This window comes from Nodosilinea sp. E11 (assembly GCF_032813545.1).
GTDB lineage: Bacteria > Cyanobacteriota > Cyanobacteriia > Phormidesmidales > Phormidesmidaceae > Nodosilinea.
This window is the reverse complement of record NZ_CP136520.1, coordinates 3,721,408-3,747,010: the sequence shown is the minus strand read 5'-3', so window position 1 is coordinate 3,747,010 and position 25,603 is coordinate 3,721,408. Positions and strand designations below refer to the sequence as shown.

At 56.9% G+C, this 25,603-nt stretch carries 20 protein-coding genes; 11 read left to right on the top strand and 9 right to left on the bottom strand.

All coding sequences use genetic code 11. The features are described 5' to 3' along the window. Nucleotides 1-29 precede the first annotated feature (29 nt). Nucleotides 30-2,693 (top strand): DUF3536 domain-containing protein, encoded by a 2,664-nt coding sequence (locus RRF56_RS18790; protein ID WP_317034690.1) that lies wholly within the window; start codon nt 30-32, stop codon nt 2,691-2,693. A 335-nt stretch (nt 2,694-3,028) separates the two neighbouring features. Here the strand turns inward: RRF56_RS18790 and RRF56_RS18785 are convergent, their stop codons facing one another. After that, the gene (locus RRF56_RS18785; RefSeq protein ID WP_317034689.1) at nt 3,029-4,402 is read right to left on the bottom strand and encodes a flavin monoamine oxidase family protein; all 1,374 of its coding nucleotides are present in this window, start codon (nt 4,400-4,402) and stop codon (nt 3,029-3,031) included. Nucleotides 4,403-4,699: 297 nt separating this feature from the next. Beyond that, on the bottom strand, nt 4,700-6,436 hold the full coding sequence (ribBA, locus tag RRF56_RS18780; protein WP_410510639.1) for a bifunctional 3,4-dihydroxy-2-butanone-4-phosphate synthase/GTP cyclohydrolase II: 1,737 nt from the start codon (nt 6,434-6,436) through the stop codon (nt 4,700-4,702). A 289-nt stretch (nt 6,437-6,725) separates the two neighbouring features. On the opposite strand from ribBA, the gene argC reads away from it, so the two are divergent. After that, nucleotides 6,726-7,793, top strand: coding sequence for an N-acetyl-gamma-glutamyl-phosphate reductase (argC, locus tag RRF56_RS18775; protein WP_317034687.1), 1,068 nt, complete (start codon nt 6,726-6,728; stop codon nt 7,791-7,793). 35 nt (nt 7,794-7,828) lie between these two features. Here the strand turns inward: argC and RRF56_RS18770 are convergent, their stop codons facing one another. Then, nucleotides 7,829-8,212 (bottom strand): hypothetical protein, encoded by a 384-nt coding sequence (locus RRF56_RS18770; protein WP_317034686.1) that lies wholly within the window; start codon nt 8,210-8,212, stop codon nt 7,829-7,831. 145 nt (nt 8,213-8,357) lie between these two features. Between RRF56_RS18770 and RRF56_RS18765 the strand changes: the two genes are divergently transcribed. Further along, entirely contained in the window at nt 8,358-9,119 is a 762-nt protein-coding gene (locus RRF56_RS18765) for a metallophosphoesterase family protein (RefSeq protein ID WP_317034685.1), read from the top strand. 28 nt (nt 9,120-9,147) lie between these two features. On the opposite strand, the gene purL is transcribed toward RRF56_RS18765, so the two are convergent. The 4 genes from purL to RRF56_RS18745 all read right to left on the bottom strand — a co-directional run bounded on the left by purL (nt 9,148) and on the right by RRF56_RS18745 (nt 13,968). Beyond that, complete coding sequence (gene purL, locus RRF56_RS18760; protein ID WP_317034684.1) at nt 9,148-11,544, bottom strand: phosphoribosylformylglycinamidine synthase subunit PurL; 2,397 nt, start codon at nt 11,542-11,544, stop codon at nt 9,148-9,150. A 49-nt stretch (nt 11,545-11,593) separates the two neighbouring features. Next, a complete protein-coding gene (locus RRF56_RS18755) occupies nt 11,594-12,100 on the bottom strand; it encodes an N-acetyltransferase (protein ID WP_317034683.1) in 507 nt (168 codons plus the stop codon). A 37-nt stretch (nt 12,101-12,137) separates the two neighbouring features. After that, nucleotides 12,138-13,124 (bottom strand): FHA domain-containing protein, encoded by a 987-nt coding sequence (locus tag RRF56_RS18750; protein ID WP_410510638.1) that lies wholly within the window; start codon nt 13,122-13,124, stop codon nt 12,138-12,140. Nucleotides 13,125-13,260: 136 nt separating this feature from the next. Continuing rightward, complete coding sequence (locus tag RRF56_RS18745) at nt 13,261-13,968, bottom strand: DUF3120 domain-containing protein (RefSeq protein WP_317034681.1); 708 nt, start codon at nt 13,966-13,968, stop codon at nt 13,261-13,263. A gap of 378 nt (nt 13,969-14,346) precedes the next feature. Here RRF56_RS18745 and RRF56_RS18740 point away from each other — a divergent pair, with 378 nt between their 5' ends. The 6 genes from RRF56_RS18740 (at nt 14,347) to RRF56_RS18715 (ending at nt 21,314) form a co-directional block, all read left to right on the top strand. Next, nucleotides 14,347-15,252 (top strand): undecaprenyl-diphosphate phosphatase, encoded by a 906-nt coding sequence (locus RRF56_RS18740; protein WP_410510637.1) that lies wholly within the window; start codon nt 14,347-14,349, stop codon nt 15,250-15,252. 159 nt (nt 15,253-15,411) lie between these two features. Beyond that, complete coding sequence (locus tag RRF56_RS18735) at nt 15,412-16,845, top strand: TIGR03279 family radical SAM protein (RefSeq protein WP_317034679.1); 1,434 nt, start codon at nt 15,412-15,414, stop codon at nt 16,843-16,845. Between the two features lie 206 nt (nt 16,846-17,051). Next, the gene (locus RRF56_RS18730) at nt 17,052-18,728 is read left to right on the top strand and encodes a TolC family protein (RefSeq protein WP_317034678.1); all 1,677 of its coding nucleotides are present in this window, start codon (nt 17,052-17,054) and stop codon (nt 18,726-18,728) included. A gap of 28 nt (nt 18,729-18,756) precedes the next feature. Beyond that, a complete protein-coding gene (locus tag RRF56_RS18725; RefSeq protein ID WP_317034677.1) occupies nt 18,757-19,305 on the top strand; it encodes a M67 family metallopeptidase in 549 nt (182 codons plus the stop codon). Nucleotides 19,306-19,380: 75 nt separating this feature from the next. Continuing rightward, on the top strand, nt 19,381-20,553 hold the full coding sequence (gene moeB / locus RRF56_RS18720) for a molybdopterin-synthase adenylyltransferase MoeB (RefSeq protein WP_317038367.1): 1,173 nt from the start codon (nt 19,381-19,383) through the stop codon (nt 20,551-20,553). 164 nt (nt 20,554-20,717) lie between these two features. Beyond that, nucleotides 20,718-21,314 (top strand): hypothetical protein, encoded by a 597-nt coding sequence (locus tag RRF56_RS18715; RefSeq protein WP_317034676.1) that lies wholly within the window; start codon nt 20,718-20,720, stop codon nt 21,312-21,314. Between the two features lie 35 nt (nt 21,315-21,349). Here the strand turns inward: RRF56_RS18715 and RRF56_RS18710 are convergent, their stop codons facing one another. Further along, nucleotides 21,350-22,267, bottom strand: coding sequence for an alpha/beta fold hydrolase (locus RRF56_RS18710; RefSeq protein ID WP_317034675.1), 918 nt, complete (start codon nt 22,265-22,267; stop codon nt 21,350-21,352). Between the two features lie 135 nt (nt 22,268-22,402). Here RRF56_RS18710 and RRF56_RS18705 point away from each other — a divergent pair, with 135 nt between their 5' ends. Further along, the gene (locus RRF56_RS18705; RefSeq protein WP_317034674.1) at nt 22,403-23,875 is read left to right on the top strand and encodes a hypothetical protein; all 1,473 of its coding nucleotides are present in this window, start codon (nt 22,403-22,405) and stop codon (nt 23,873-23,875) included. A gap of 281 nt (nt 23,876-24,156) precedes the next feature. Then, nucleotides 24,157-24,696, top strand: coding sequence for a hypothetical protein (locus tag RRF56_RS18700; RefSeq protein WP_317034673.1), 540 nt, complete (start codon nt 24,157-24,159; stop codon nt 24,694-24,696). Nucleotides 24,697-24,783: 87 nt separating this feature from the next. On the opposite strand, the gene RRF56_RS18695 is transcribed toward RRF56_RS18700, so the two are convergent. Next, nucleotides 24,784-25,560 carry a proteasome-type protease gene (locus RRF56_RS18695; RefSeq protein WP_317034672.1) on the bottom strand — a complete coding sequence of 259 codons (777 nt, stop codon included), beginning with the start codon at nt 25,558-25,560 and terminating at the stop codon, nt 24,784-24,786. Nucleotides 25,561-25,603 lie beyond the last annotated feature (43 nt).

Below are 25,603 nucleotides of genomic sequence, written 5' to 3'. Positions count from 1 at the left end.
AGCTTCCTCACCCACTTTCTTTTTTACCTATGGCTGATATATCCCAGCATTCAGCGTTACAGGCTACTCCTGCGGCCATCACTCCCCATGAAAGCCTTAACGACGGGCTGATCCCCGCCGTTAGCACAGGGGTGTTTGTCTGTGTGCACGGCCACTTTTACCAGCCGCCCCGTGAGAACCCCTACCTGGATGCGATCGAGAAGCAGCCCAGCGCCGCCCCGTTCCACAACTGGAACGAGCGCATCCACCACGAGTGCTACCGGCCCAACGCCTACGCCCGCATTCTCAACGATCGCGGTGAGGTGGTGCGCATTGTCAACACCTTTGAGTACATCAGCTTTAACATTGGCCCCACGCTAATGAGCTGGATGGAGCGCCACGATCTGGAGACCTATCAGCGCATTCTCGACGCCGATCGCAATAGCTGTGAGCGACTGAGCGGCCACGGCAATGCGATCGCCCAGGTCTATAACCACATCATTTTGCCCCTGGCCAACCCGCGCGACAAAACCACCCAGGTGCGCTGGGGTATCGAAGACTTTCGCCGCCGCTTTGGCCGCCAGCCCGAAGGCATCTGGCTAGCCGAAACCGCGATTGATTACCCCACCCTCGACGTGCTCCACGCCGAGGGGATCAAGTTCACGATTCTCGCTCCATCTCAGGTGCAGCGCTGCCGTCCCATGGTCAGCTACAACGGCGAACGCGACACCTGGCAGGAAGTGGCCGGCGGCCAAATCGATCCTAGCCGCCCCTACCGCTGCTTTCTCAAACAGGCTGACGGCAGCCCCGATCCCAGCCGCTACGTCGATATTTTCTTCTACGATGGCCCGATCTCCCGCGACATGGGCTTTAACGATGTGCTGAGTTCATCCAACCATTTTGCCGGTCGCATCGGCCAAGCCATCCACGGCGATCACCGTCCCTTTCAGCTAATTTCGGTCGCTACCGACGGCGAAACCTTTGGCCACCACCGCAGCGGGGCCGAAAAAGCACTGGCCTACGCCGTCACCGAAGAATTTCCGCGCCAAGGCTGGACGGTGACCAACTACGCCCACTACCTGGCCACCCACCCGCCCACCTGGGAAGCTGAGCTCAAGCCTGTCACCGCCTGGAGCTGCTCCCACGGCGTCGACCGCTGGCAGGATGACTGCGGCTGTGGCGGCGGCGGGGTGTGGCACCAAGGGTGGCGGCGGCCCCTGCGCGATACCCTCGACTGGCTACGCGATCAGTTAGTTACGGTTTTCGAGGAGCATGGCGCGGCCCTGCTGCGCGATCCCTGGGCGGCGCGAGATGCCTATGGGGCGGTGATGGGCGATCGCAGCCCCGAGAGCCTCAATGCCTTCTTTAAGACCCACCAAACCCATAAACTCTCAGCCATCGAGCGGGTCACCGCCCTGCAACTGCTCGAAATGCAGCGCCATGCCCTGTTTATGTACACCAGCTGCGGCTGGTTTTTTGAAGAGATCTCCCGCCCCGAGGGCACCCAAATTCTGCGCTACGCCACCCGCGCCATGGAATTGGCAGGCGAGGTAGCTGGGATCGCTTTGGAGCAAGAGTTTGTCAAGCGCCTGGGCCATGCCCCCAGCAACGTTGAAGAATTCGTCACCGGCACCGGGGTTTATGACTCACTGGTCAAACCCTCCCGCATTTCGCTGGAACAGGTGGTGGCCCACTATGCCATGGGGTCGCTGTTTACCGACTATCGCACCGAGCAAACCATCTACTGCTACACCGTGACGCAGCACGACTACCGCCGTCAGCGCATGGGGCCGCTGTCTTTGGCGGTGGGGCAGGTCGAGATTAAATCAACCGTTACCCGCGAGAGCCTTAACCTTGCCTTCGCCGTCGTTCACCTGGGGGGCTGGGACTTCCACTGCGGTATCAAAATAATGCGATCGCGCCTCGCCTACACCCGCGCTAAAGCGGCAGTGTTTGACAGCCTGGCTCACGCCAGCGCCGCCCAGGTGATTTTGGCCATCAATAGCGCCTTTGGACCCCAAACCTACGGCCTGCAAGACCTATTTGCCGAAGAGCGCCACCGCATGATGGGCCTGCTTTCCCAAGACACCCTGCTGCGCCTCGACCAGCTCTACGCCCAGGTCTACCGCGACAACTACGGCGTGCTGTGCGCCTTCCACCGCGACGGCCTACCGGTGCCCAAAGAACTGCAAGTGGCGGCAGATATTGCCCTCAGCCACCGGGCGATGGAGGTGCTGCAATCCCTCGAACGCGAAACCAGCGATCCCACCGCTAGCCCCCTGGGCCAGGGTGAAGACTATTTGAATGAACTGGAGGCGATCGCCACTGAAGCCAGCACCTGCAATGCTACCCTCTCACTGGCGGCGGCCAAGCCGATGCTAGAGCGGCTGATCGGGCGATCGGTCTGGCAAATTCTCAACCAAGAACCCACTGAATCTTTAGCGGCTGAAGTGGATTGGCTGGGGCGGTTGGTGAACCTGGGCCAGCAGCTTTCCCTGGGTCTTTCGTTAGAACGCCCCCAAGAGCTGTATTACCAGCACCTTAACCGCCAGGTGTTTGCCCTGCTGAAGCAGGCGGCAGTAGCCAAGAAGCCCCTCGGTCCTGATAGCCGTGCCCAGGTCAACGACATTCTCCGCCTCGGCGAATACCTATCGATGGATGTGGGAGCCGTGCTGAAAGCGCTAGACCACCTCGATCCCGGTCGACCTGCATAAACAGACTAAGGTTGGAAAAAGCGCTCCCTTAGAGGAGCGCTTTTTTGTTGCCCACCTACAAATTGTGGCGACGTTCCACGCCGCCATGCCGCCCATGGCGCTCCTGCGCTTTGGGGACAGAGACGCAGAGCGTCTGGGGAGGCGTGTCACCGCAAAGCGTTGGCACGAGCAAATTTCGCTAAATTTCGTCGATCGTTATATTTGGCATGGGCTAACTCCCCATTTCATGATGATCACGTTGACCATCACCCGCCCCAGATACTCAGATAACTTATGCGTCATACCAATCAACCCTCGGCGGTCGATATGCATGGGCATTGTTGGGCACCACCAGATTATATTTCCAGGATTTCTTGGGCTGCACGCAAACCCGATAAATATGCGCCATGAGCAGTCCCGAAATAGTCCTCATTAGATGCTTCGCCCGCGAAAAACACGGACTTTTCGAGCGATGTAGCAAGCTCTTGGCGCATCTTTGGCACGGCACCCACAGGATTATATGAATATGAACCCAACGAAAACGGATCGCTTGCCCAACGGGTAATTTGATAGTCAACAGGTTCGGGGATACTGACTCCATGGATCGTCCTTAAGGTTTGCATGGCACTCGCAACAACTTGTTCATCCGACCATGCTTCAATCGCTCTCCCCCGATCGGCAGCATTAAATCCTAGCAATACGGGTAGATTGGCTGCCTGCTTGAAACTTACCCACTCTGTCCACTCACCATGCCTTGCCGAAACATACTCCAACCAGTCAACATCAGCGCTCCAAAAAACATCGGGGAATCGAAGATAGCACTTGTTCAAGACACCCATGCCCAGTTTGGCGATCGCATCCTGTTTGCTGCGGGGTAATTCAGGAGAGAAACGAACACTTTTAGCTTGCAAAACCCCAAGTGGCAGAGTCACTACAACATGGTCAGCGATGAACTCTGTCTTTTGAGTAATCACTCGAACGGGCGAGCGATGCCATTGAATTTCTTCTACCACTTGACCCAGTTCAATCTGCAACCCTTGTGCTAGCAATTCTGGAATAACTTTGAATCCTTGAGCGAATAGAACATCATCGCCATCAAATTCTTGAGCACTGTCATACCAGAGTGCAGAGAGGTTTTCAACACTTCCCGAATATTCCTGCTCGATCGCGCCACTCAAAATAAAATTGATGAATCGGTAGGATTCTGAGGATTCGTCAAACTGATTTATGAATGGCTCAATCACTTGCCAAATTGAAGCGTCATCATCCTCATCTTGTGCTTTTTGCAATGCTCTAAACACTTGTGTTCTCAAGTCCTCCATGCGGACTTCTTCTGCTTCAGAAAGGGGGTTGCCGGAGGTGTTATAGGTGACTGTCCTGTCGTAACTAGTCGTAAGTCGTTTGGCGTTGATTTGTTCTGCCAAATCTGTCAATGGATTACCCTGCGGTCCATGTATCCATGTTGCTCCAAAATCCAAGGGCATATCAGCCCACTGGGTACTTGTCCAAATTCGACCACCAATCCGCTCACGGGCTTCGACGACAATAACTTCATGCCCTCGCCTGTACAATTCTTGGGCAGCAGCAAGACCAGACAACCCAGCACCGATTACCACAATACGCTTCTTATTTGATGTAGCTATATATCCTTGCGATTCTTCACCACAGGCACTATTGACAGATACCAACAGCGTTAAACCAAATATTTTCAGAAAATTTCGCCTGTGCATAAATAATCTCAATTCACAAGTTGCTGCCCAACAACTTCTTATGCCGACAGCTTCTCTATAATATGAAGTCCGTTTAATTAACCAACAGAAAACGGCTTACCTGTCATTCCCGCAGAGGCGGGAATCCATTTTGGAGTAACTCATCAACCATGGATTCCCACTTCCGTGGGAATGACAGATTAGGAGCATTTAAGCGGACTTGATATAATTCTCCTCAATAAAGGGTAATTACACAGATAAACCTTAAGAAGGATAAGCTCAGGGGGAGCAGCTTTCTTTCAACAAGTTTACCCCTTCCTAATCGGCTGGAAGGTGGCTGGAGAACACGTAAATGCGTTGGCTTTCTAGGCTTTCGCAGAGGTCGGAGGGTTTGACGGTTTCGGCAGTGGGTACCCCATCGCGCTGAAACACCTGGCGATCAAGTTTCACCTGTAAGCCACTGAAGGGGTCGCTGCCATCGGAGATCAGGAAAGCTAGCTGATCAACATCGGGCCAGGCGGCGAGTTTGTCAAGCAGGGTGGCGATCGCCTGCATTTTCGGCTCATTACAGTCTCGATACCAGGTTTCGGCCCCAGCTTCGCTCACCCCTTCTAACCCTAAATTGACAATACTATCGGGCTGGCTAAACAGGGCCGCTGCCACCGGGCGGGCTTCCTCTTGCAGCATCAGCCCCAGCGACTGGGCCAGCCCACGCAGTTGCTCTAGCTTTTGGTAGCGGTCTTGCACGGTCAACTCACCACTGCGCCAGTGAATTGCTACCGTGACCAAGTAGGTGTGCATCAGCAGATGGCCCAGCTTCTGGGCCTTGGTGGCCAGGTAGCCTGAGTTGTGGGCCGTAGCTTCAATAATCAGCGGCACCCGGCTCACCATATCTAAGCCGTAGCCCTTGATGCCTGCGATTTTGCGAGGGTTGTTGGTGATCAGGCAAAACTTCTGCACGCCGATGTCGTTGAGAATCTGCGCGCCGATGCCGTAGTTGCGCTGGTCTACCGGTAGGCCCAGTTTTTCGTTGGCCTCTACCGTGTCGAGGCCCATGTCTTGTAGAGAATAGGCCTTGAGCTTGTTGACCAGGCCAATGCCGCGCCCTTCCTGGCGCAGATAGACCACCACGCCGCGCCCAGCCGCATCGATCATCTTTAGCGCCGCCTGGAGCTGCATACGGCAGTCGCAGCGCAGCGAGCCAAAGGCATCGCCGGTCAGACATTCGGAGTGGACGCGCACCATCACCGGCTGGTCGGCAAAGGTGGCGGGGTCGCCTTTGACCATGGCCACATGCTCTGAGCCATCGAGCAGGTTGCGGTAGGCATAGATGGCAAAGTCGCCAAACTGGGTGGGCATGGTGGCTATGGCTTCTCGCTGCACAAAGCGCTCGTGCTGAAGTCGGTAGCTGATCAAATCGGCAATGCTGATCAGCTTGAGGCCAAAGGTTTTGGCGTAGTCGACCAACTCAGGCAGCCGCGCCATCGAGCCATCGGGGTTTTGAATTTCGCAAATCACCCCGGCAGGGTAGAGACCTGCCAGTCGCGCTAGATCAACCCCGGCTTCGGTGTGGCCCGCCCGCTTCAGCACGCCGCCGTCTTTGGCTCGCAGCGGAAAGATGTGCCCTGGGCGGCGCAGGTCGGTGGCGCGGGCGTTGGGGTTGATGGCGACTTGAATGGTGCGGGCGCGATCGTCGGCAGAAATGCCGGTAGTGACGCCCCAGCTCAGGGCAGCGTCAATGCTGACGGTAAAGGCGGTTTGCTCGTTTTCGTCTTCGAAGGCACTGGGGCTGACCATCAGCGGCAGGTCGAGCTCATCGAGGCGATCGCCCGTCATGGCCAGACAGATCAACCCGCGCGCTTCTACCGCCATAAAGTTGATGTTGTCGGGGGTAGCAAACTGGGCCGCACAAATCACGTCGCCTTCGTTCTCGCGGTTTTCGTCATCAACCACCACAATCGACTTACCAGCGGCCAGATCGTGAAGGGCCGACTCGATTGAGTCAAATTTAAAATCGGGAGGAAGCTCTGGGGTGGGGCGGCTGGCAGGGGGCATCTCCGATTTTGGGTCGAGCACGGTGGGGCTAACCTTCATAAAGTACGTTCACTCTTCAAATTCTAGCCTTACCGCCTGCCCTTCACCCGAATGCCAGCCGCCCCCTCTGGTCCGATTGAGGTAGCCAAAGATGTCACTGCTAGCATTCCAAGCAACCATGTTGATGTGAGATTACTGGTTTACTATTACAGTGCTTATCTAAGGTGATGGTGCTGACACCGTTAGCTACCACTGCCTGCGATCAACCTCACTGCCCTGTCTACCCCGCACCCTAGCCAGCCCCAAAACCATGAGCGAGTCATCCCCAGCAGGAAAAATTACGGTCGGTATAGTAGGCGCATCGGGCTACGGAGGGGTACAGCTGGTGCGGCTGCTGACCCAGCATCCTGAGGTAGAGCTGGTGTATCTGGGCGGCGACAGCAGCGCTGGGCAGTCCTATACCGATATCTATCCCCATCTGGCGGGCTCTGTCAATTTGACCGTTGAACCAGTAGATGTAGAGGCGATCGCCCAGCGCTGCCAGGCTGTTTTTCTCTCGCTGCCCAATGGCCTGGCCTGCACAATGGCCCCCGCATTGCTAGAGCGGGGCTGTCGGGTGCTCGACCTATCTGCCGACTATCGCTTTGAAAATTTGAATACCTACCAATCGTGGTACGGGGGCGATCGCAGTGACCAGGTCACCGTTGCCGAAGCTGTCTACGGGCTGCCAGAACTCTTTCGCGATCGCATTCGCGATGCCCGCCTAGTCGGCTGCCCCGGCTGCTACCCCACCGCTAGCCTGCTGGGCATTGCACCGTTGCTCAAGCAGGGCCTGGCCCAGCCCGAAACCCTGATTATTGATGCCAAATCGGGCACCTCTGGCGGTGGTCGGGTGGCCAAAACCGGCATGCTGCTAGCGGAAGCGAGTAATTCGCTGGGGGCCTACGGCGTTGCCCGCCACCGCCACACCCCCGAAATCGAGCAGATCTGCACCCACCTGGCCCGCCACGAAGTCACCGTGCAGTTTACGCCCCACCTGATTCCGATGGTGCGGGGCATTTTGGCCACCATCTACGCTAATCTGCGCGACCCCGGCCTAGTGCGCGACGACCTACTCACCATCTACACCGCCTTCTACCGCGCCTCTCCCTGGGTGACGGTGCTGCCCAACGGCGTATACCCCCAAACCAAGTGGGCCTGGGGCACAAACCGCTGCTACATCGGCCTCGAAACCGACCCGCGTACCGGGCGAGTTGTGGTCATGTCGGCGATCGACAACCTAATGAAGGGGCAGGCCTCGCAAGCGGTGCAATGCTTCAACCTGATGATGGGCCTAGAAGAATCGCTCGGGTTGCCCACCACCACGTTCTATCCGTAGAGTTTAGCCCCATAGTTAACGGCCGTTGACTGGCCTCAGTCGGTCCACACCACCGGCCGTTCTGATTCGCTTCGGTAACCTGTCTGCTCTTGAATCACCCGCCCGGCTTGGGCTGGGTCAAAGTAGCGATCGAAATCTGAGCGCAGGCGAGTGGTCGTCGCTTCGGTTTCGGCGAGATCTTGACGCACGGTTTCTAGCTGCTCTACCTGAGCCTGTAAATGAGGCACCAACCGGCCCAAAGAGACTGCCGCCACCAGGGCTAAGAAGCTATTGACGCCCAACCGTGCACTGACTTCGAGAACCGGCGTATGACGGGCTAACTTGCGCAACGCCCCTCCTTGGCGACGCCGCCTGCGCCGCTGAGGTGTAGGCAATAGAGACTGAGTGGACGACTGCTTTAGAGTGGGCGAACGGCGCATAGGATGGGGTGCTTGAGGCTGGCCTTTATTATGCCTGAGAACGATGAAAACGCCCGTCAAATCGATCGAAACTCGTTCAGATGGCGGAAAATTGGGAGTTGAGTTGGGGGTTAAGGCATAATAAAGACAACGGACTTACTGCCTCATGCCCCGAAGAATCTTTATCGGCGATATTCACGGTCATTTTGACGGCCTCAAACGGCTGTGGGATGCGATCGCCCCTGAACCTGACGACCAAATCTACTGCGTTGGCGACCTGATCGATCGCGGTCCTAAAAGCGCCGACGTAGTCGATTTTGTCCGTGAGCACGCCACGGGCTGCGTGCGGGGCAACCACGAGCAGCTCATCCTCGACACTTTCATTGACGGCAAAATTAACCCCCCCACTCTCCAAGGCTGGCTCTTCAGCGGCGGCCAAGCCACCCTCACCAGCTACCACGGCTCTGCCTCCACCCTCGAAGATCATCTGGAGTGGCTGCGCCAGTTACCCCTGTTTATTGACCTAGGCGATTTGTGGCTGGTGCACGCCGGGGTTAACCCCATGCTGCCCGTCGCCGAGCAGAGCAGCTACGAACTGTGCTGGATTCGCGAAACCTTTCACAGCAGCCTGACGCCGTTTTTCTCCGACAAGCTGATCATTACCGGCCACACCATTACGTTCACTTTCCCCGGTGTAGACCCCGGCCAGATTGTCGCTGGGCGCGGCTGGCTCGATATTGATACCGGCGTCTACCACCCCCGCAGTGGCTGGCTCACCGCCCTCGACTGGGATAACCAAATCGTCTACCAGGTGAATGTGTTTGAGCCCATCGAACGGGTGCGATCGTGCGCCGAGGCGATCACCTACCTCGACCCGACGCTGATCAAAAAGCGCTCCCGCGATCTGGCCACCCGCGCCGCGTATTAAACCCGCACCGCGTATTAAAGCGGACAGGCTAGGCCTCGGTAGTGGCGGCTAGCCGTTGCTCGATGGCGCTGTGCCAGGTTTGAGCTAGCCGATCAACCGCATCAGCAATAATCGACTGGCTATCTTGACTGACGATCGCCAGCCGATCGGCCTGTACCGTGCCAAGCCGTTGCCATGACTCGGCCAGCTGAGCGTTTAAGTAGGTCTCCCACTCCGCCTGGTGCTCAGGCGCGATCGAAACCACAATGCGGGCACCGCCTTCTCCAAAGAGCAGCCGATCCCACCGTTGCTGGGTCAAGTTGGCGTCTAGGGGCAGTTGAACAGCCGCCCCGTGGCCGCTGCTGATGCAAGACTCAGCCAGGGCGACGGTGAGCCCGCCCTCGGCGCAGTCGTGGGCAGACTGCACCCACCCCTGGGCAATGCCGTGACGGCAGACCGCCTGTACTCGCTTTTCTAGCACCATATCAATGGCAGGGGGCTGGCCAGTGGCCTGACCATGCACGGCTGCCAAATACTCTGAGCCGCCCAGGGTGACCAGCGGTAACCCCTCCACTACAGTTGTCGTAGCTCCTTCGACAGGCACCCCCAGCAGATAAATCAGGTCTCCGGTTTGTCGCCACCCCTGACCACAGGTAAGGCGCAGATCTTCAATAATGCCGACCATACCGACGACGGGGGTGGGGTAGATGGGCTGAGGATTGCCCTGGCTGTCGACGGTTTCGTTATAGAGCGAGACGTTGCCGCCAGTCACGGGAGTCTCAAACTCGCGGCAGGCGTCAGATAGTCCGCGGCAAGCTTCGGCCAGTTGCCAATAGCCAATGGGTTTTTCGGGACTGCCAAAGTTGAGATTGTCAGTCACGGCCAAAGGCAGTGCACCGACACAGCTGAGGTTGCGGGCGGCTTCGGCTACGGCAGCTTTAGCTCCCTCGTAGGGGTTGAGGTAGACGTAGCGGGCGTTGCAGTCTACGGTGGCGGCTAGCCCTCGCTGCACCGCCCCTGGCTGGTAGCCGGGCACCGCTTCTAGGGGCCGCAGGCGAATGACGGCGGCATCTCCCTGACCGGGGCGCTGCACCGTATTGTTTTGCACTTGATGGTCGTACTGGCGGTAGACCCACTGTTTAGAGGCGATCGTGGGCTGGGCTAGCAGTTGGTGGAGTACCTCAGTCCACGACATAGCCCCCGACGCTGATTGGGCTAGGGCTATACCCGCGACAGTGCAATCGGGGAGACTATTTTCGGCCCAGGCCCAGGCGGCTTGGGCATAGTCGGGGGGGGTAGCCAGCAGCTCACGGTGGTAGATCGGTGTATTTTCAGCCAGGGCTAGGGCCGGAATCTCGGCAGCCACACCCCCTTTGAACAAAATCCGCACGATCGGCTTCTCGATCACTGTGCCTGCGACTACCGCATGGAGACCCCAGCGCTCGAAGATGTCAATCACTTCGGCTTCGCGTCCGGCTATTACGACAAACAGCATCCGCTCCTGGGACTCTGACAACAGATACTCGTAGGGCACCATGCCGGTTTCGCGCACCGGAATCAGATCGAGGTCAAGCTCGATGCCGACCCCGCCTTTGGCAGCCATTTCCGCCGTAGAGCAGGTGATGCCCGCCGCTCCCATGTCTTGAGCCGCGACGATCGCCCCGGTCTTAAACGCCTCTAAGCAGGCTTCTACCAACGATTTTTCGAGGAAGGGATCGCCCACCTGCACAGCGGGGCGATCGGCCTCAGATTCATCGGTGAGTTCGGCACTGGCAAAACTGGCTCCGCCCATGCCGTCGCGCCCGGTGGTAGACCCCACGTAGAGCACCGGGTTGCCCAAACCTGCCGCCCCAGATTTGACAATGTCGGGGGTTTCCATAATGCCGATCGCCATGGCATTGACCAGGGGGTTGCCGTTGTAGGCAGCATCGAAATAGACCTCACCACCCACAGTGGGAACCCCAAAACAGTTGCCGTAGTGGGCAATACCGGAGACTACCCCCTGGCACAGACGACGGGTGCGGCTATCGGCTAGATCGCCAAACCGCAGGGAATTGAGCACGGCGATCGGGCGTGCGCCCATGGTGAAGATATCGCGGAGAATGCCACCTACTCCGGTCGCGGCCCCTTGAAAGGGTTCCACCGCCGAGGGGTGGTTGTGGGACTCGATTTTAAAGGCTACCCGCAGGCCATCCCCTGCGTCGATGATGCCGGCGTTTTCCCCAGGCCCGACTAATACCCGTGGCCCCTCGGTAGGAAACTGTTTTAGCAGAGGTCGAGAGTTCTTATAGCAGCAGTGTTCTGACCACATCACCCCAAACATGCCCAACTCGGCGCGGTTGGGGTGACGACCCAGGCGTTGCACAATATCGTCATACTCCTCGGGTTTGATGCCTTCGGAGGCGATTTCTGCGGGGCTAAAAGGAGCGGTAGAAAAAGCTGTCATGCTGGCAGGGAGGAAGTTGCTTACCGATCTTAGCCCTAAGTCGTCCTTGCTACGCGCAGTCTGCAAACTCGGGTCGATACTGCACCAACCCCTGGCACCCCTCTAAGGCTCCAGATTGCAGCTCTAGCACCCGAAATGCCCCGTCTGGCACGGTGTATTCGCACCGCAGTTGCTTCTGGGCTGCCGGGATGAACCCAAACCGAGCATAGAACGCTGGATCGCCCAGAACTACTACCGCCTGGCCGCCCGCCAGGGTGCAATCTTTTAGACCCTGACCTATGAGCTGTGACCCAATTCCCTGGCGCTGATGCTCTGGCAGCACTGCCACTGGCCCCAGTCCCAGTATCAACCCCGGCGCAGTTGCCACAGTTTGAATGGTGACTGGGCTGAAGCAAATAGGGCCCACGATCGCATCATCGGCCAGGGCTACCAACGATAGAGACTTGGGCAATCCTCTGAGCCGATTGACCAGGTTGGCTTCATGGTGGCGACCAAAGGCGATCGCATTGACCCGATAAATGGCCTCACTATCTCCGGCTTGTTCTGCTCGAATCATGGTTATGGGGGATAGGCATGAGCACCACTATGTTCGATCAAGCTTGGGTCGCCAAAAACTGGTTTAGGTCGGTGAATGTGCCCGCTCGAGTCGTGATTGGGTCTTCGTAACCCTTAAAATCGACGGTGAATTGTTTAAAGTGCTGGTCGTTCTTCTGCGCTTTTGGCAGGTACTTGTAGGTGGTTTCGCCCATGGCCAGATCAAGTCCTAGCTGCTTTGTCGAAGATTCGAGCCGAAAGGCAGCATTGACGGTATCGCCCAGGGGGGTATAGTCGGAGCGATCGCTGCTGCCGCTGTTACCCACCATCGCGTAGCCGGTATTGATGCCGGCCCCGATGCGCAGCGGGAACGGCAGCGGAAACTGCTCGTGGAGTCGGCTGGTCATCTCTGCCAAGTTGCTAACCGCCTGCAAAATCTGCATTAAGCTTTCTTGGTCAGCCTCTTCTTTGCCATGGATCCATACAGCCATGACAGCATCACCAATGTATTTGTCCACCCAGCTGCCATGCTGACCAATGATTTCTCCAGCCCGCCGAAACCAGGTGCCAATCGCTTCGGAGAGAATCTTTTCGTCGATTTGGCGAGTTAGGACGGTGAAGTCACGGATATCGACCACCATGATGGAAATCAGCCGTCGCACATGGAGCATGGCCGTGGCCGTGGAGTCTGGCTTAGAAGCACCACCAAGGATGACATCGGCGGCTTCAGGAACTTCGGTGGGGGAGAAAAACTGGAGCTCGGTCTGGCCAAAGGTCAGCAGATCGCCATCCCGTAAGATCATGGGCACACTAACGCGGCGACCATTGATAAAGGTGCCATTCCGACTGCCCAAATCGAGCAGATAAAATTGGCCGTCGTGGGTGCCCTGGAGCATGGCATGGTTGCGCGAAATCCAGCGATCGGGCAACACAAAGTTGTTGTCGTCGCCGCGCCCTACCGTCCAATAATTGCTGCCCACTAGCGAAAGCTGGCGATCGCCGGAACCTGTTTTAAGCGCAAGGTAGGGGCCAGAGGAAAGAGTCACAGCGGTACGGTGAAGCCATAGACTAAACGCAATAGAGCACGATCGCCCCGCAGGGTAGGCTACGATCGCAGCAGACATCCCCGAGGTATCCCTGAGCTGCCCCTATTATGCCAGAGATGCCTACTCTAGGCTTTACCTAGGCCAGCGCCGCCGTCAAAAAGAACAACCCATCGACAATTAAGGTACTAAAAACGGCACCGCCAAAGGCCCACCAGGCAAGCTGTCGAGAGGTAGTCAAGGCGATCGCCGTTGCCACCAGCAAAAAGATGACTAAAACAATGGCTCGACAGGCCGCGACATCCGACTCTAGGCTGGCGCTAGCGGTTCGCAGCACTAAAGGGGCCAGATCGGGGCTAGTCAGCATCAGCTGTCGCCAACTGGGGAATAGGTGCATCCAGTTGATATAGAGATCGGTAACGGCTGTACCCAGCAAAGACCCCAGAAAAAAGTAGCTGCCCACCCGGCCCCAGCCCTGGCGCAAACAGACCAATGCGATCGGTAGCCCCAGCGCCTCAATTGGCAAATGCATCACCGGCTCCCAGCGAAACCAGCCCCAGTACAGCGAACCCGTTAGCCAAATCCACCCAAAGCCAACAATGAGGTCTCCCCACAGGTGCCCCTTCGGGCGCTGCATCATCCAGGTACCCAACCCTAACCAGAAAGGAGTGATGGCCAAACTGACCCACGGAAAGTAACGCACCAGGGGAGCCTGCACAAAGACAGGCAAAATTACCAGAGCCAAAGACGCGGCAAAGACCTGAAGTTGCAGCCGAGAGCTAGCAACCCAAGCTAGGGCTGGGGCTAACCAAGTGGGAGATACTTTTTTGGAGTAAGAAAGACTCAATGGAATCCTGAGAGCTGGGTTAACTGTTGTTAACATAACATGCCCCCCCGGGGCATGCACGGAGCCAAGACCTTGGAAAAACCAAGGTGGGCCTCTGTTAGGGAAATTGACCTAGGTATTAAGCCTGCACAAAGAATTTATATTCTCGCCCTGAGCTACCTTAGGGTTTCGTAAAATGCCAGACAAAGCCAGGTAGTCAAGTGTCGTCAATTTCTCCTTCAGTATATGTATTTATTTGTAAAGGGTTCTACAACCACTGACAGGCAGTCTGCTTGTCAGTGGTTGTAGATTCGGGTCTTAGCTTGTGGCGGCTTGCCCCCAGCTGCGGTAGAGACCGCTCCGTTATGTGCAGAATTTACTGTGGTTGCGTGTATGACAATGAATGTTGTGAACTTTCTACCTTGGTTGGCCCAGGCCAGTAGCCCTGATGACGGTATGCTCACCGATATGTCACTGTGGCAAGCCATTGTGATTGGTGTGGTGCAGGGGTTTACAGAATTCTTGCCGATCAGCAGCACGGCCCACGTCAAGATTGTGCCGGTCATGCTGGGCTGGGGCGACCCTGGGGTGGCCTTTACCGCAGTCATTCAGCTGGGTAGCATTGCTGCCATTCTTTGGTATTTCTGGGCCGACCTGGTGCAGGTCACAACGGGCATGGTCAAGGCTGTAGGCGATCGCAACTTTGACGCCCCTGACTTTCGCCTGGGCATGGGCATTTTAGTGGGTACCCTACCGCTGATTGTGGGCGGCATCTTTGTCAAAGTCTTCATCCCCGACTTTGACAACTCCTTTTTGCGGGGCAGCGCCACGATTGCGATGGTCTCTATTCTGATGGCCGGGCTGTTAGGCGTAGCCGAGACCTTTGGTAAACGCATCCGCACCTTTGAATCGCTCAAGTTCTATGACGGCATCGGTATGGGCTTTGGCCAAGCCCTGGCGATTATTCCTGGGGTGTCGCGGGCTGGCTCTACCCTCACCGCTGGGCTGTTTATGGGCCTAGAGCGGGCCACCGCCGCTCGCTTCTCCTTTCTCATGGGGATTCCAGCTATTGTGCTGGCTGGTCTGGTGGAGGTGAGAAACTTCTTCGACGCCGGTACCGCCTCTGTGAGCCTAATGCCACTGACCGTCGGTCTGATTGCCACAGTGATTTCCTCCTACGTGTCGATTGTGTGGCTACTGGGTTTTCTAAAGCACCACACCACCTGGGTATTTGTGTGGTATCGACTGGCTTTTGGGGTGGCGATTTTGGCAGCGATCGCCATGGGTCATACGCCAAGCCTTTAAGCAATATGCCGCTGGGAGGGGAACATTTTGTCGATGGCGTCTGGGCTAGGGCTGAACAGCATACCCAACACCCTATCCCTTGCACCCAACACCCAACACCCAACACCCAATACCCGACACCCTCTACTATAGAAGGGCAGATTTTCAACCGTTACTTCCATGGGCACCCAGGCCATTCGTCCCGCCCGCATCACCGCCGTGCTGCCCAATTCCATCGCCGAAGAGATTGGGTTTGAGCCGGGGGATGCCCTCGTGGCCATCAACGGCCAAAAACCTCGAGATTTAATTGACTACCGCTTTCTCTGCGCCGACGAAGATCTCTCTTTAGAGGTGCTCGATGGCCACGGTAAAACTCACCGGGTCGAGATCGAGAAAGATATCGACGAAGATTTGGGCTTAGAGTTTGAGACTGCGCTGTTTGATGGACTCATGCAGTGCAACAACGCCTGCCCGTTTTGTTTTATCGATCAGCAGCCTCCGGGCAAGCGTGGCACCCTGTATCTCAAAGACGACGACTACCGCCTCAGCTTTCTCTACGGCAGCTATCTGACGCTCACCAACCTATTGCCTCAGGAGTGGGAACGCATTGCTCAACTGCGACTGTCGCCCCTGTATGTATCGGTGCATGCGACCGAGCCCGAGGTGCGATCGCGCTTGCTCAAAAACGCCCGGGCGGGGCAGATTTTAGCTCAGCTGGCCTGGTTTCAGGAGCAGCGCTTGCAGATTCACGCCCAGGTGGTGGTCTGCCCCGGCATCAACGATGGGGATCACCTGCAAACTACCCTGCGAGATTTAGCCCGATTTCACGAGGGCGAGATACCTGCGGTCGCCTCAGCAGCGGTGGTGCCCGTAGGATTGACCCGGTTTCGGCCACCCGGGGATGAGTTGAGCCCGGTTAGCCCGGCCCAGGCTCAGCAGGTGATTGCCCAGGTGCAGGCCTTCCAAGCCGATTGCCAGCAGCGCTTCGGCACCAATTTTGTATGGCTGGCCGACGAGTGGTTTTTGATCGCCCAGCAGAACGTGCCCACCGAAAGCCACTACGAAGACTATCCTCAGCTGGGCAATGGGGTAGGCTCTATTCGTCAGTTTTTGAAGGCGTTTGAGCAGTCGGCGGCGGCACTCCTACCAACAGCGGTAAGTCCGCCCCGCACCCTGACCTGGGTGGTCGGCAATGCTGTCGAACATGCCTTTCAGCCCATGGTTGACCGCCTCAATCGGGTAGAGGGGTTGACCGTGCGCCTAGCGGCTTTAGCCAGCGACTATTGGGGGCGCGACCTAACGGTAACAGGACTCTTGACAGGCCATGACCTGCTGCTTGCGTTGTCCGACCTGCCCAGTGACCCGTCTCAGCCCCACCCCCTAGGCGATGCCCTATTGCTGCCCTCAGTCATGCTCAAGCCCAGCGACTCGGGCGATCCCCAAGCAACATTATTTCTCGACGACATGAGCGTGGCTGAGGTCAGCCAACGCCTCGGTTGCCCAATCCTGCCCGTGGATGACACAGACGCTCTGATCATGGCCTGCTGCGGCGAGCTACCCCAGCAGCCGTTTGCTGATTTGCAGCCTGCGGCAGGGTACTGGGCACCCAATTGATTGTACTAAACCGTTTAGTTTGTTAAGCTATGAACTGAAAATTCTTTGATCAATTCTTCTGGCTAGGGGAATAATTTCGCCTGTGCCTGAGGGTATAGATTGCGTTGAGCCAGGTGAGCTTAGGTCAGATGCCGATATGCTAAAAAGCTAGGGGTAGAAAATTTCCATTTTTCCCGTTGGTGACTCGATTTTGCTAGTGATAGCCCATGGTGCCTATGCTTTACTCCTACTGCCGTTGTCTTATACCGCTAAGCTTGGGCATTACTCTATCGGGTTGGGCGACGGCGGGGCTGGCTGCCCCTGATTCGCTCACCTCGACTGAAGCATCGTCGGAGGCCAACCTTGCCCAGGTCGAATCTGAGGCTTTAGATAGTCCTACATTTCCCTCGGTTGAGACTAATAGGATGCCCCGCGAAGTCAATACCTTGGGGTTGGAGCCCGGCGAGGAAGCGTTGCCCTTATCTGTCGATAGCGAGGGATCGACCCCCCTTAGACAAGGACAGCGGACCGGACCTGCTTTGCCCCAGTCGGAGCGCCCTACTGAGCAGGGGTTTGAAACGCCGCCCGATTATCTAGAACCTGATCCCAATCCGCTGCTGGTGCCTACCCGCCCAGAGGAAGTTGAGATCCTAGGGACTCAGCCGCTTTCTCTAGAGACGGCGATTGATTTGGCCTACCGCAACAGTGAGCAGCTGCGAATTGCGCTGCTCCAGCTCGATCGCACCCAGGCAGGGCTACGGGCAGAGCGGTCTTCGCTGCTGCCCACCCTAGACCTCGGCAGCAGCCTCACAACCACTAATCAATCTTCTCCCGGCGGGGGGCTGGGGGGCGGCGGTGACTCTACCAGCACCACCCTCTCAGGCAACCTCAGAACCGAGTACGATCTGGGCTTATCTGGGGAGCGAGCGGCCCGCATTCGGTCAGCCGAGCGGCAGGTGCGTCTGGCTGAGATTCAGGTAGAGCAAACCCGCGAAGAACTGCGGCTAGCCACCATTACTGACTACTATGCGGTGCAGGAGGCGATCGAGCAAATTCGCATCAATCAGGCGTTTTTAACCGCCGCCGAGCGCAACCTCAGCGACACGCAGCTGCGCGAAGAAGTCGGGGTAGGAACCCGCTTTGACGTGCTGCAAGCCGAGGTGCAGGTGGCCAATGCTCGCCAAACCTTGACCCAGGCCCTGAGCCAGCGGCAAATTTCCCAGCGGCAGCTGGCTCGTCGGCTCAATATTCAGCCCTCCATCGATCTCACTACCTTGGCTGTCAATATTGCTGGGGCTTGGCCGCTCTCGCTAGAAGAAAGCATTGTGCTGGCTTACCAAAATCGGGCTGAGCTAGAGCAGTTTTTGGTTCAGCGAGAATTCAACGAGGCCCAGCGCCAGGCTAATCTGGCGGCCCTGCGGCCCCGTTTGGGTGTCTTTGGCCAGTACGGGGTGCAAAGCTTGCTGACGTCGACCACCGGGGTGGGCTCTAGTATCAATGATGGGTTCTCGGTGGGGGCACAGCTCAACTGGCGGCTGTTTGACGGCGGTGGGGCCAGGGCCAGGGCGGCTCAGAGCGAGGTCGATATTCAAATCGATGAGGCCGAGTTTGAAGACGCTCGCAACACCATTCGCATTGAGGTAGAAGAGGCCTATTACACCCTCGTGGCCAACCAGTCTAATATTGATACCGCGTCTGTGGCGGTGAACCAGGCCATTGAGGCGCTGGATCTGGCTAACCTGCGGTTTAATGCGGGGGTTGGCACTCAGCTAGAGGTGATCAATGCCATTCGCGATCTCACCGAAGCTGAGGGTAACCTGGTGACGGCGGTGCTCAACTACAACCGCGCCCTGGCCCGCCTAGAGCGTTCAATCAGCAATCTAGACAGCCCCGAGGGGCTCTAGGGGAGCCTATAGTGCCACGGGCGACCTCATGGCTGAACTGCGGATAGCTTCAGATTGTCTCCAGGCGATCGCCCGAGCGGCGGCGGCTAGCTACCCCCAGGAGTGCTGCGGCCTGCTGGTGGGGCAGCGGTTTTTTGCCGCAACTATGGGCTCTGCCCCAGCGATAGAAACCCATCGAGTGGTGACGGCGGTGGTGGCCACAGACAACGCCTGGGAGCCCTCGCTGTTGAGCTACACCGATGCCCAGGGGCAGGATAGTCAGGCCCCTGGTGAGGCTCATAGTGTTGGCGATCGCTACTGGATCGATCCGGCAGTGATGCTGCAAGTCCAGCGCTCGACTAGAGAGCAGGGGCTGGAGATCGTGGGTATTTACCATTCTCACCCAGACCACCCAGCGATTCCATCGGAGTGCGATCGCACCCTAGCCTGGCCCGTTTACTCCTATATCATTGCTTCAGTGAGACAGGGCCAAGTCGTTGACCTCAAAAGCTGGCGACTCGACGGCCAACATCAGTTTCAGCCTGAGCCTGTGAAAATGATTGGATCATCTGCCAACAAAGCCCCATTCTTGTCCTAAGCTGAAATGATGTAAAAAGCGGTCGTGCCCCAGGCCGTTTTTTGTTTTTACCGCCACACTTTTTCTGCCGAGGCCATGCTCAACCCAAACCTGGACGACATTCAGCTAACTAAAGAGGAGTACGAGCGCTACTCCCGCCACATTATTCTGCCGGAGGTGGGCCTCGACGGGCAGAAAAAGCTCAAGGCCGCCAGCGTGCTCTGTGTAGGCACGGGGGGCTTAGGGTCGCCGCTGTTGCTGTATTTGGCCGCCGCCGGCATTGGCCGCATTGGCATTGTCGATTTTGACACAGTCGATCAGTCAAACCTGCACCGCCAGGTGATTCATAGTGAGTCGTGGGTGGGCAAACCCAAGATTGAGTCGGCCAAAAGCCGCATTCTCGAAATTAACCCCCACTGCCAGGTCGACCTCTACGAGACTCGCCTCAGCGCCGAAAACGCTCTGGGCATTTTCGAACCCTACGATGTGGTAGTTGACGGCACCGACAACTTCCCCACCCGCTACCTGGTCAACGACGCCTGCGTACTGCTGAACAAGCCCAACGTTTACGGTTCGATCTTCCGGTTTGAGGGCCAGGCCACAGTCTTCAACTACCAAGACGGCCCCAACTACCGCGATCTCTACCCCGAGCCGCCGCCGCCGGGGCTGGTGCCCTCCTGTGCTGAGGGCGGTGTATTGGGCGTGCTGCCGGGCATCATCGGCGTGATTCAGGCGAACGAGACCATTAAAGTCATTTTGGGCACAGGCAAAACCCTCAGCGGTCGGCTGCTGCTCTATAACGCTCTAGAAATGACCTTTAGAGAGCTAAAGCTGCGTCCTAACCCAGTGCGTCCGGTGATCGAAGGGCTGATCGATTACGAAGAATTTTGCGGTATTCCCCAGGCGCGTATGGAGGCAGAGAAGGAGTTGGCTGAGATCGCTGAAATGACTGTTGCCGAACTTAAACAGGTGCTCGACAGCGGCGACGACAACGTGGTGCTGCTCGATGTTCGCAACCCCAACGAGTACGAAATTGCCCGCATCCCCGGCTCTGTGCTGGTACCTCTGCCCGACATTGAGAACGGCGATGGCGTCGACAAAGTAAAAAGTCTAGCGAACGGCCACCGGCTGATTGTGCATTGCAAGATGGGTGGGCGATCGGCTAAGGCCCTGGGCATTCTCAAGCAGCACGGCATTGAGGGCACCAATGTGAAAGGCGGCATCGCGGCCTGGAGCCGAGAGGTTGATCCCTCGGTGCCTGAATACTAGGCGTCTATAGCACAGCCTGTCTTTGGGCATGACCTGCTAGGCGATCGCCCCCTTAACCTGCCTCATAGAATGCCCCGATGGAGATCATCCACCGGGGCATTCTGTTGATTCGTTCTAGTCCAGAGTTGTTATCATCGGGCACGGGTTCCTTGAGAGGTAGGGCGATGGCAATAGGGTTTAGGCGTGGGCTGAGCTGGGCAATGGTAAGGAGTAGCTCTCTAACCCTGGCCGCTCTTGCGATCGCAGCTCAACCGACCTGGGCAATTCCGGGCCAGACCACTACCCTGGCCGAAACCTGGATTCGCAACAACACTACCCTACGCCCTGCGGCCAGAGAGCGACTGGCGATCAATCGTTTAATTGCACCGGGGCAACGGTTCACTTTTCAGGCATCGGTGTTTCCGGTCAGCGGCGTCAGCCCTGCCATCGACCGTCGCCAGATTCGCACCGAGCGCTTTAGCGTTGTGGACCACGCTAACCCGATCACGCCAGAGCGCCTCGACGAGTCGCTGCGAGCGATCTATGGGCAAGAAATTTTTAATGACTACCGACAGGCCGCAGTGCTACTGCGCTATCCCCCTCGGGGCGCTAGACCGGCTCCTGGCGAGAACGTAGTGCTCCGGGGAGAATTGCGCGAGGGCGATCGCTTTGCCTACTGGCAAGAGATCGCCTACGATCGCGCCGGTACCGCCTACTTAGGCCGCATGGCCGTCTTTCTCAAAGCCGATCTGCCAGCCCTAGAAGCTCAGCTGTCTCCCTAAAATCCAGCCTACTAGGCCAAGCCCCCCACGCCATCTCATCCACCCGCCATCTCATCCACCCGCACACCTACCGTTCCCAATACCCACTCGCGCAGTAGCCCGTTCACCTGGTCAGGCACCTCGTCATGGGGGCAGTGGCCCGCTTGCAGGTAATGTTCGCTCAGAGCGGGATAGTACTGACGAAACTGGGCCCCTTTCGCCCGGCAGTTCATCCAGGGGTCGCCTTCGCCCCAGAGCATCAGCAGGGGGCAAGAGAGCTTTTGCAGCAGTTCATCGACCTTTTCGCCCTGGCGCGACTTAAACACCGAGGCAAATACTCTGGGGGCACCAGGGTCGAGGGCGGGACGGCGAATGTCTTCGACCAGTTGGTCGGTGATCGCAGTTTGGTCCAGGTACACCTGCTTGAGGGTGCGGCGAATGGTGGCGGGCTGGCGCACGTACTGAAACAGCAGCCAACTGGGCAGGGGCTGAAGCATGAGCGATTGAATAGCTTTGGCGATCGGGTTGGGGGGCGGGGGCGGGGTTTGTGCCGGGGTAGAAAACGGCCCGGCACTGTTGAGCAGCACCAGCCCAGCAGCAGATTCGGGGTGGTTGGCCGCTACGCAGAGCGACGCATAGCCCCCCAAAGAATTGCCCGCCAGCACCACCGGGCGACCAATCACCTCAGTAATGAACTCGTGGAGTTGAGCTTGCCACAGGTCACCGCTGTACTGCCAGTCGGGCTTAGCCGATCGCCCAAAGCCAAGCAGATCAATCGCCCACACCTGAAAGTCGGCCCTGAGCCCCTCAATATTTTTGCGCCAGTGGTCGGTCGAGGCACCGAACCCATGGACCAGCAGCAGAGGGGGCCGGGAATCGTGAGCATCCCCGGCTACGACGTAGTGAATCGCCTGGTCACGCCAGGGCCAATAGGTGAGTTGGGAGCGATCGGAGGAAGAAAGGGCGGCGGTCATAGGAGGTTCGCGAACAGCCTTGTAAACAAATGTTAATAATGATGGTAGCGAATCTGAGCAGAACCAGCTTGGTAAGGATGACAAAAGGCCGAAGACCAGGCATTGTTGCAGAGGAATGCACTTGAGTCCGCGACTATGGCTGCCCTATCTCGCCCCCGCAAATCGGCTAACCGCCGCGAATTTTCTAAGTTCGATGCCCGCCGCACCAAATCGCTTTGGTTTGAGCGCCTCATGGCCACAGTGGCGCTGCTTAACCTGGCGTTGGTGATTGGCGATCTCAGCTATATTCCGCTGCGCGATTTATACCTGCGGTTTTTGCCCGAGTTGACAACTTGGTACGGTGAAACCTTTAAAGGCATTGAACCTCACCGATTTACCGCCAACTACTTAGCAACCGTCGATCAACTCGAGCAACAGGTGTCACAAACCGGGCTGACCTCCCCAGCGGCCCAGGCGATCTTGGCCGATCTCCAGCAGCAAAGTGCCGCCATGATTGCTGAAAATCCTTTTCAAATCGCCAATCGGTCAGGCAACCTGGAACGGATTAAGAACAATATGCGCGATCGCATGGACAATGAATCTGCCACCGACGCGTTTACCGAATTTTGGGAAGTTGCTCACTTGGGCCAGGCGGGCTTCCCCACAGAGATCGCGTTTTTCAACAGCGAAATTCGCCCCTTAATGGAGACTAATTTTTTTCGCCACATCGCCGTTCATGGGGGCTTTAAAGACCGCTTCTGGCGCATCGATATTTGGTTTAACCTGCTGTTTGGCTTAGAGCTACTGGCCCGCAGTATCTACCTCGATCGCCGCTATAAAAACTTCACCTGGCGCGATGCCATGCTCTGGCGCTGGTACGACCTGCTGCTGATCATTCCCTTTAGCGCCCTGAGGTTGCCCTGGTTAGCGCTGTCTCGCCTGATCCCTACCACCATTCGCATCAACCAGTCGAATTTAATTAACCTCGACCCCATTCAGAACAGCATTAGCCGATTTGTGATCAGTCAGGTAGCCGTAGAAGTCACCGAGATCGTGGTACTGCGCATTATTGACCAGATGCAGGCGCTCATTCGCGACGGTAGCCTAACTCAGACCCTGCTCGAACCGGCCTCAAACCGGCGCTATATCGATGTCAGCGGCATGAACGATCTTGAGGTGCTGGCCCAACGCCTGGCCGCCCTGACGGTCTATAACGTGCTGCCCCAGGTCAAGCCAGAAGTCGATGATCTGCTCAAGCACACCGTCACTCAAGCCTTTGACCGGGCTCCCGGTTACCAGGGGTTTCGGCAACTCCCTGGTATTGGTAACCTGCCCGACCAGGTGGCCCAGCAGGTGGTCGCCCAACTATCGGCTAACCTCTATAGCGCGGTTAAAGGATCCCTCGAAAACCAGGCCGGTGGTGAGAAAACCCAGGCGCTAATCGACAAACTCACCGAAACGTTCAAAATTCAGCTCAAGGAAAATGAAAACATTGAGGAACTGGAAGCCTTGGTGGTGAATTTCCTCGAAGAATTTAAGCTCAACTACGTTAAGCGTCTGGCCGCCGAGGATGTCGATCGCCTGATTGAAGAGCGCTATCAAATCTACAACGTTACCCAGGGCAATTAGGTACGGCTAATCCGCGAAACTTAAATGCATACGTTCTCTTGCTAAGGGCTTGTAGTTAAGGGCCTTCGCAAAAAGAACTGAGCTTGAGGTTCAATTGCGCTCCAAAAGAGCATCACCTTTCTTTAGATGGATACACCAGGCTACTAATCTACTCCCCTGAATTCCATCCCTTGGTATAGAAAGTTACCTCCCTCCCGTTGTTACAGTGAGCACAGTTTAGAAGGCATCTACACAATCACAAACGCCTTTAGCTAATACCTTCACTGTGGGAGGACAAAACTATGTCTACTCGAAATATTGATCCCAATAATCGGGATCTTGAATCTTCCGTTAATACTCGCCCTGCTACCCAAAACGAAATTGCCTACCGTGACGGCTATGTGCGAGGCAAGTCGGCAGAGCAGCTAGAGCGCGATCGCCGTCGCGCTGCTGAGGCCCGAGTCTACGAAGAAAACGCTCGGCTGCGAGCTGACAACGGCGTGTCTACCGGCGTCGTGCTGGGCTTTATTTTGGCGGCGATCGCCGCAATCTTTGGCGGCGTACTCTATCTCTACAACAACGAAGCTGGCACAGGTCAAGGCACTACAAATCCTACCCCTGCCACCACTACTCCAGCCACCACTGCCCCAGAGCCCCCTACCAACGAGACCACCATCATTGAGCGCACCATCGAACGCACTCAAGAAGTGGTGCCTGCGCCTAGCTCAGCAGAACCGCCTCAAATTAACGTGGAATTAAACAACCCATTTCAACCGGGTACTGCGCCTAACCCCCAGGCTGATCCAAACCAACCCCCCGCTGAAACGCCCCAGGCAGAATAGTCTTGCCATCCTCACCCGTCACGATCAAAATCAAGATCAAAAAAGGAGCCGCTGGCGGCTCCTTTTTTGTGGCTTAGCTTGCTACGCCTAGGTTTCTCCCAAATCAGCAATGCCCAGGGGAGGCATTGTGCCGTCCTGGTTCCAAGAAATATCGGGCATGCTGGCTGAGGCCTCTCGCAAGGCTACTTCCCAGTGTTTGCGCATTTTGATCAAGTACGGATCACCCGCTTGAAACTGGGCTCGATGACGCACCTCAAAACTATCGGTCTGATACAGCACCATATGAATGGGTGGCCCCACCGACAGGTTCGAGCGCATGGTCGAGTCGATCGAGAGCAGGGCGCACTTGGCCACCGCATCGAGGGGCACGTCAAACCCCAGCGTTCTATCTAAAATGGGCTTGCCGTACTTAGTTTCTCCGATCTGCAAAAATGGCGTCTCGGGAGTAGCCTTGATGCAGTTGCCCTGGCTGTAGACCAAAAACAGCTCCGGCGCTTCTCCCCGCACCTGACCGCCGATCAAAAAGCTGCACTGAAAATCGATCTTGTCCTTGGCCAGCCAAGCTCGGTCAGCCTCTTGCAGAGTACGAATTTTATCCCCTAAATAGCGAGCGACATCGTACAGAGTAGGTAGGCTGTGCAGGTTGGGTTCGCAGTCGCGCTTAATGTCTTGGTTGAGCTGGTGAACCACCGCCTGGGTAATCGACAAATTGCCCGAGCTACACAGCAAGATCACCCGTTCACCGGGATTAGAGAAGTCAAATAACTTGCGATACGACGAAATGTAGTCAACCCCAGCGTTGGTTCGAGAGTCGGCGGCAATCACCAGCCCGTCTTTTACCAAAATGCCTAAACAGTACGTCATTGGTTTAATCAAGGATGTGCGATCGCGATTGCGGACGCTGTCA

Excerpts from the sequence above, each read along its gene's own strand:
- RRF56_RS18790 (WP_317034690.1), top strand. The coding sequence starts at position 30 with ATGGCTGATATATCCCAGCATTCAGCGTTACAGGCTACTCCTGCGGCC.
- RRF56_RS18785 (WP_317034689.1), bottom strand. The coding sequence starts at position 4,402 with ATGCACAGGCGAAATTTTCTGAAAATATTTGGTTTAACGCTGTTGGTA.
- ribBA (WP_410510639.1), bottom strand. The coding sequence starts at position 6,436 with ATGCCCCCTGCCAGCCGCCCCACCCCAGAGCTTCCTCCCGATTTTAAA.
- argC (WP_317034687.1), top strand. The coding sequence starts at position 6,726 with ATGAGCGAGTCATCCCCAGCAGGAAAAATTACGGTCGGTATAGTAGGC.
- RRF56_RS18770 (WP_317034686.1), bottom strand. The coding sequence starts at position 8,212 with ATGCGCCGTTCGCCCACTCTAAAGCAGTCGTCCACTCAGTCTCTATTG.
- RRF56_RS18765 (WP_317034685.1), top strand. The coding sequence starts at position 8,358 with ATGCCCCGAAGAATCTTTATCGGCGATATTCACGGTCATTTTGACGGC.
- purL (WP_317034684.1), bottom strand. The coding sequence starts at position 11,544 with ATGACAGCTTTTTCTACCGCTCCTTTTAGCCCCGCAGAAATCGCCTCC.
- RRF56_RS18755 (WP_317034683.1), bottom strand. The coding sequence starts at position 12,100 with ATGATTCGAGCAGAACAAGCCGGAGATAGTGAGGCCATTTATCGGGTC.
- RRF56_RS18740 (WP_410510637.1), top strand. The coding sequence starts at position 14,347 with ATGAATGTTGTGAACTTTCTACCTTGGTTGGCCCAGGCCAGTAGCCCT.
- RRF56_RS18735 (WP_317034679.1), top strand. The coding sequence starts at position 15,412 with ATGGGCACCCAGGCCATTCGTCCCGCCCGCATCACCGCCGTGCTGCCC.
- RRF56_RS18730 (WP_317034678.1), top strand. The coding sequence starts at position 17,052 with ATGGTGCCTATGCTTTACTCCTACTGCCGTTGTCTTATACCGCTAAGC.
- RRF56_RS18725 (WP_317034677.1), top strand. The coding sequence starts at position 18,757 with ATGGCTGAACTGCGGATAGCTTCAGATTGTCTCCAGGCGATCGCCCGA.
- moeB (WP_317038367.1), top strand. The coding sequence starts at position 19,381 with ATGCTCAACCCAAACCTGGACGACATTCAGCTAACTAAAGAGGAGTAC.
- RRF56_RS18715 (WP_317034676.1), top strand. The coding sequence starts at position 20,718 with ATGGCAATAGGGTTTAGGCGTGGGCTGAGCTGGGCAATGGTAAGGAGT.
- RRF56_RS18710 (WP_317034675.1), bottom strand. The coding sequence starts at position 22,267 with ATGACCGCCGCCCTTTCTTCCTCCGATCGCTCCCAACTCACCTATTGG.
- RRF56_RS18705 (WP_317034674.1), top strand. The coding sequence starts at position 22,403 with ATGGCTGCCCTATCTCGCCCCCGCAAATCGGCTAACCGCCGCGAATTT.
- RRF56_RS18700 (WP_317034673.1), top strand. The coding sequence starts at position 24,157 with ATGTCTACTCGAAATATTGATCCCAATAATCGGGATCTTGAATCTTCC.
- RRF56_RS18695 (WP_317034672.1), bottom strand. The coding sequence starts at position 25,560 with ATGACGTACTGTTTAGGCATTTTGGTAAAAGACGGGCTGGTGATTGCC.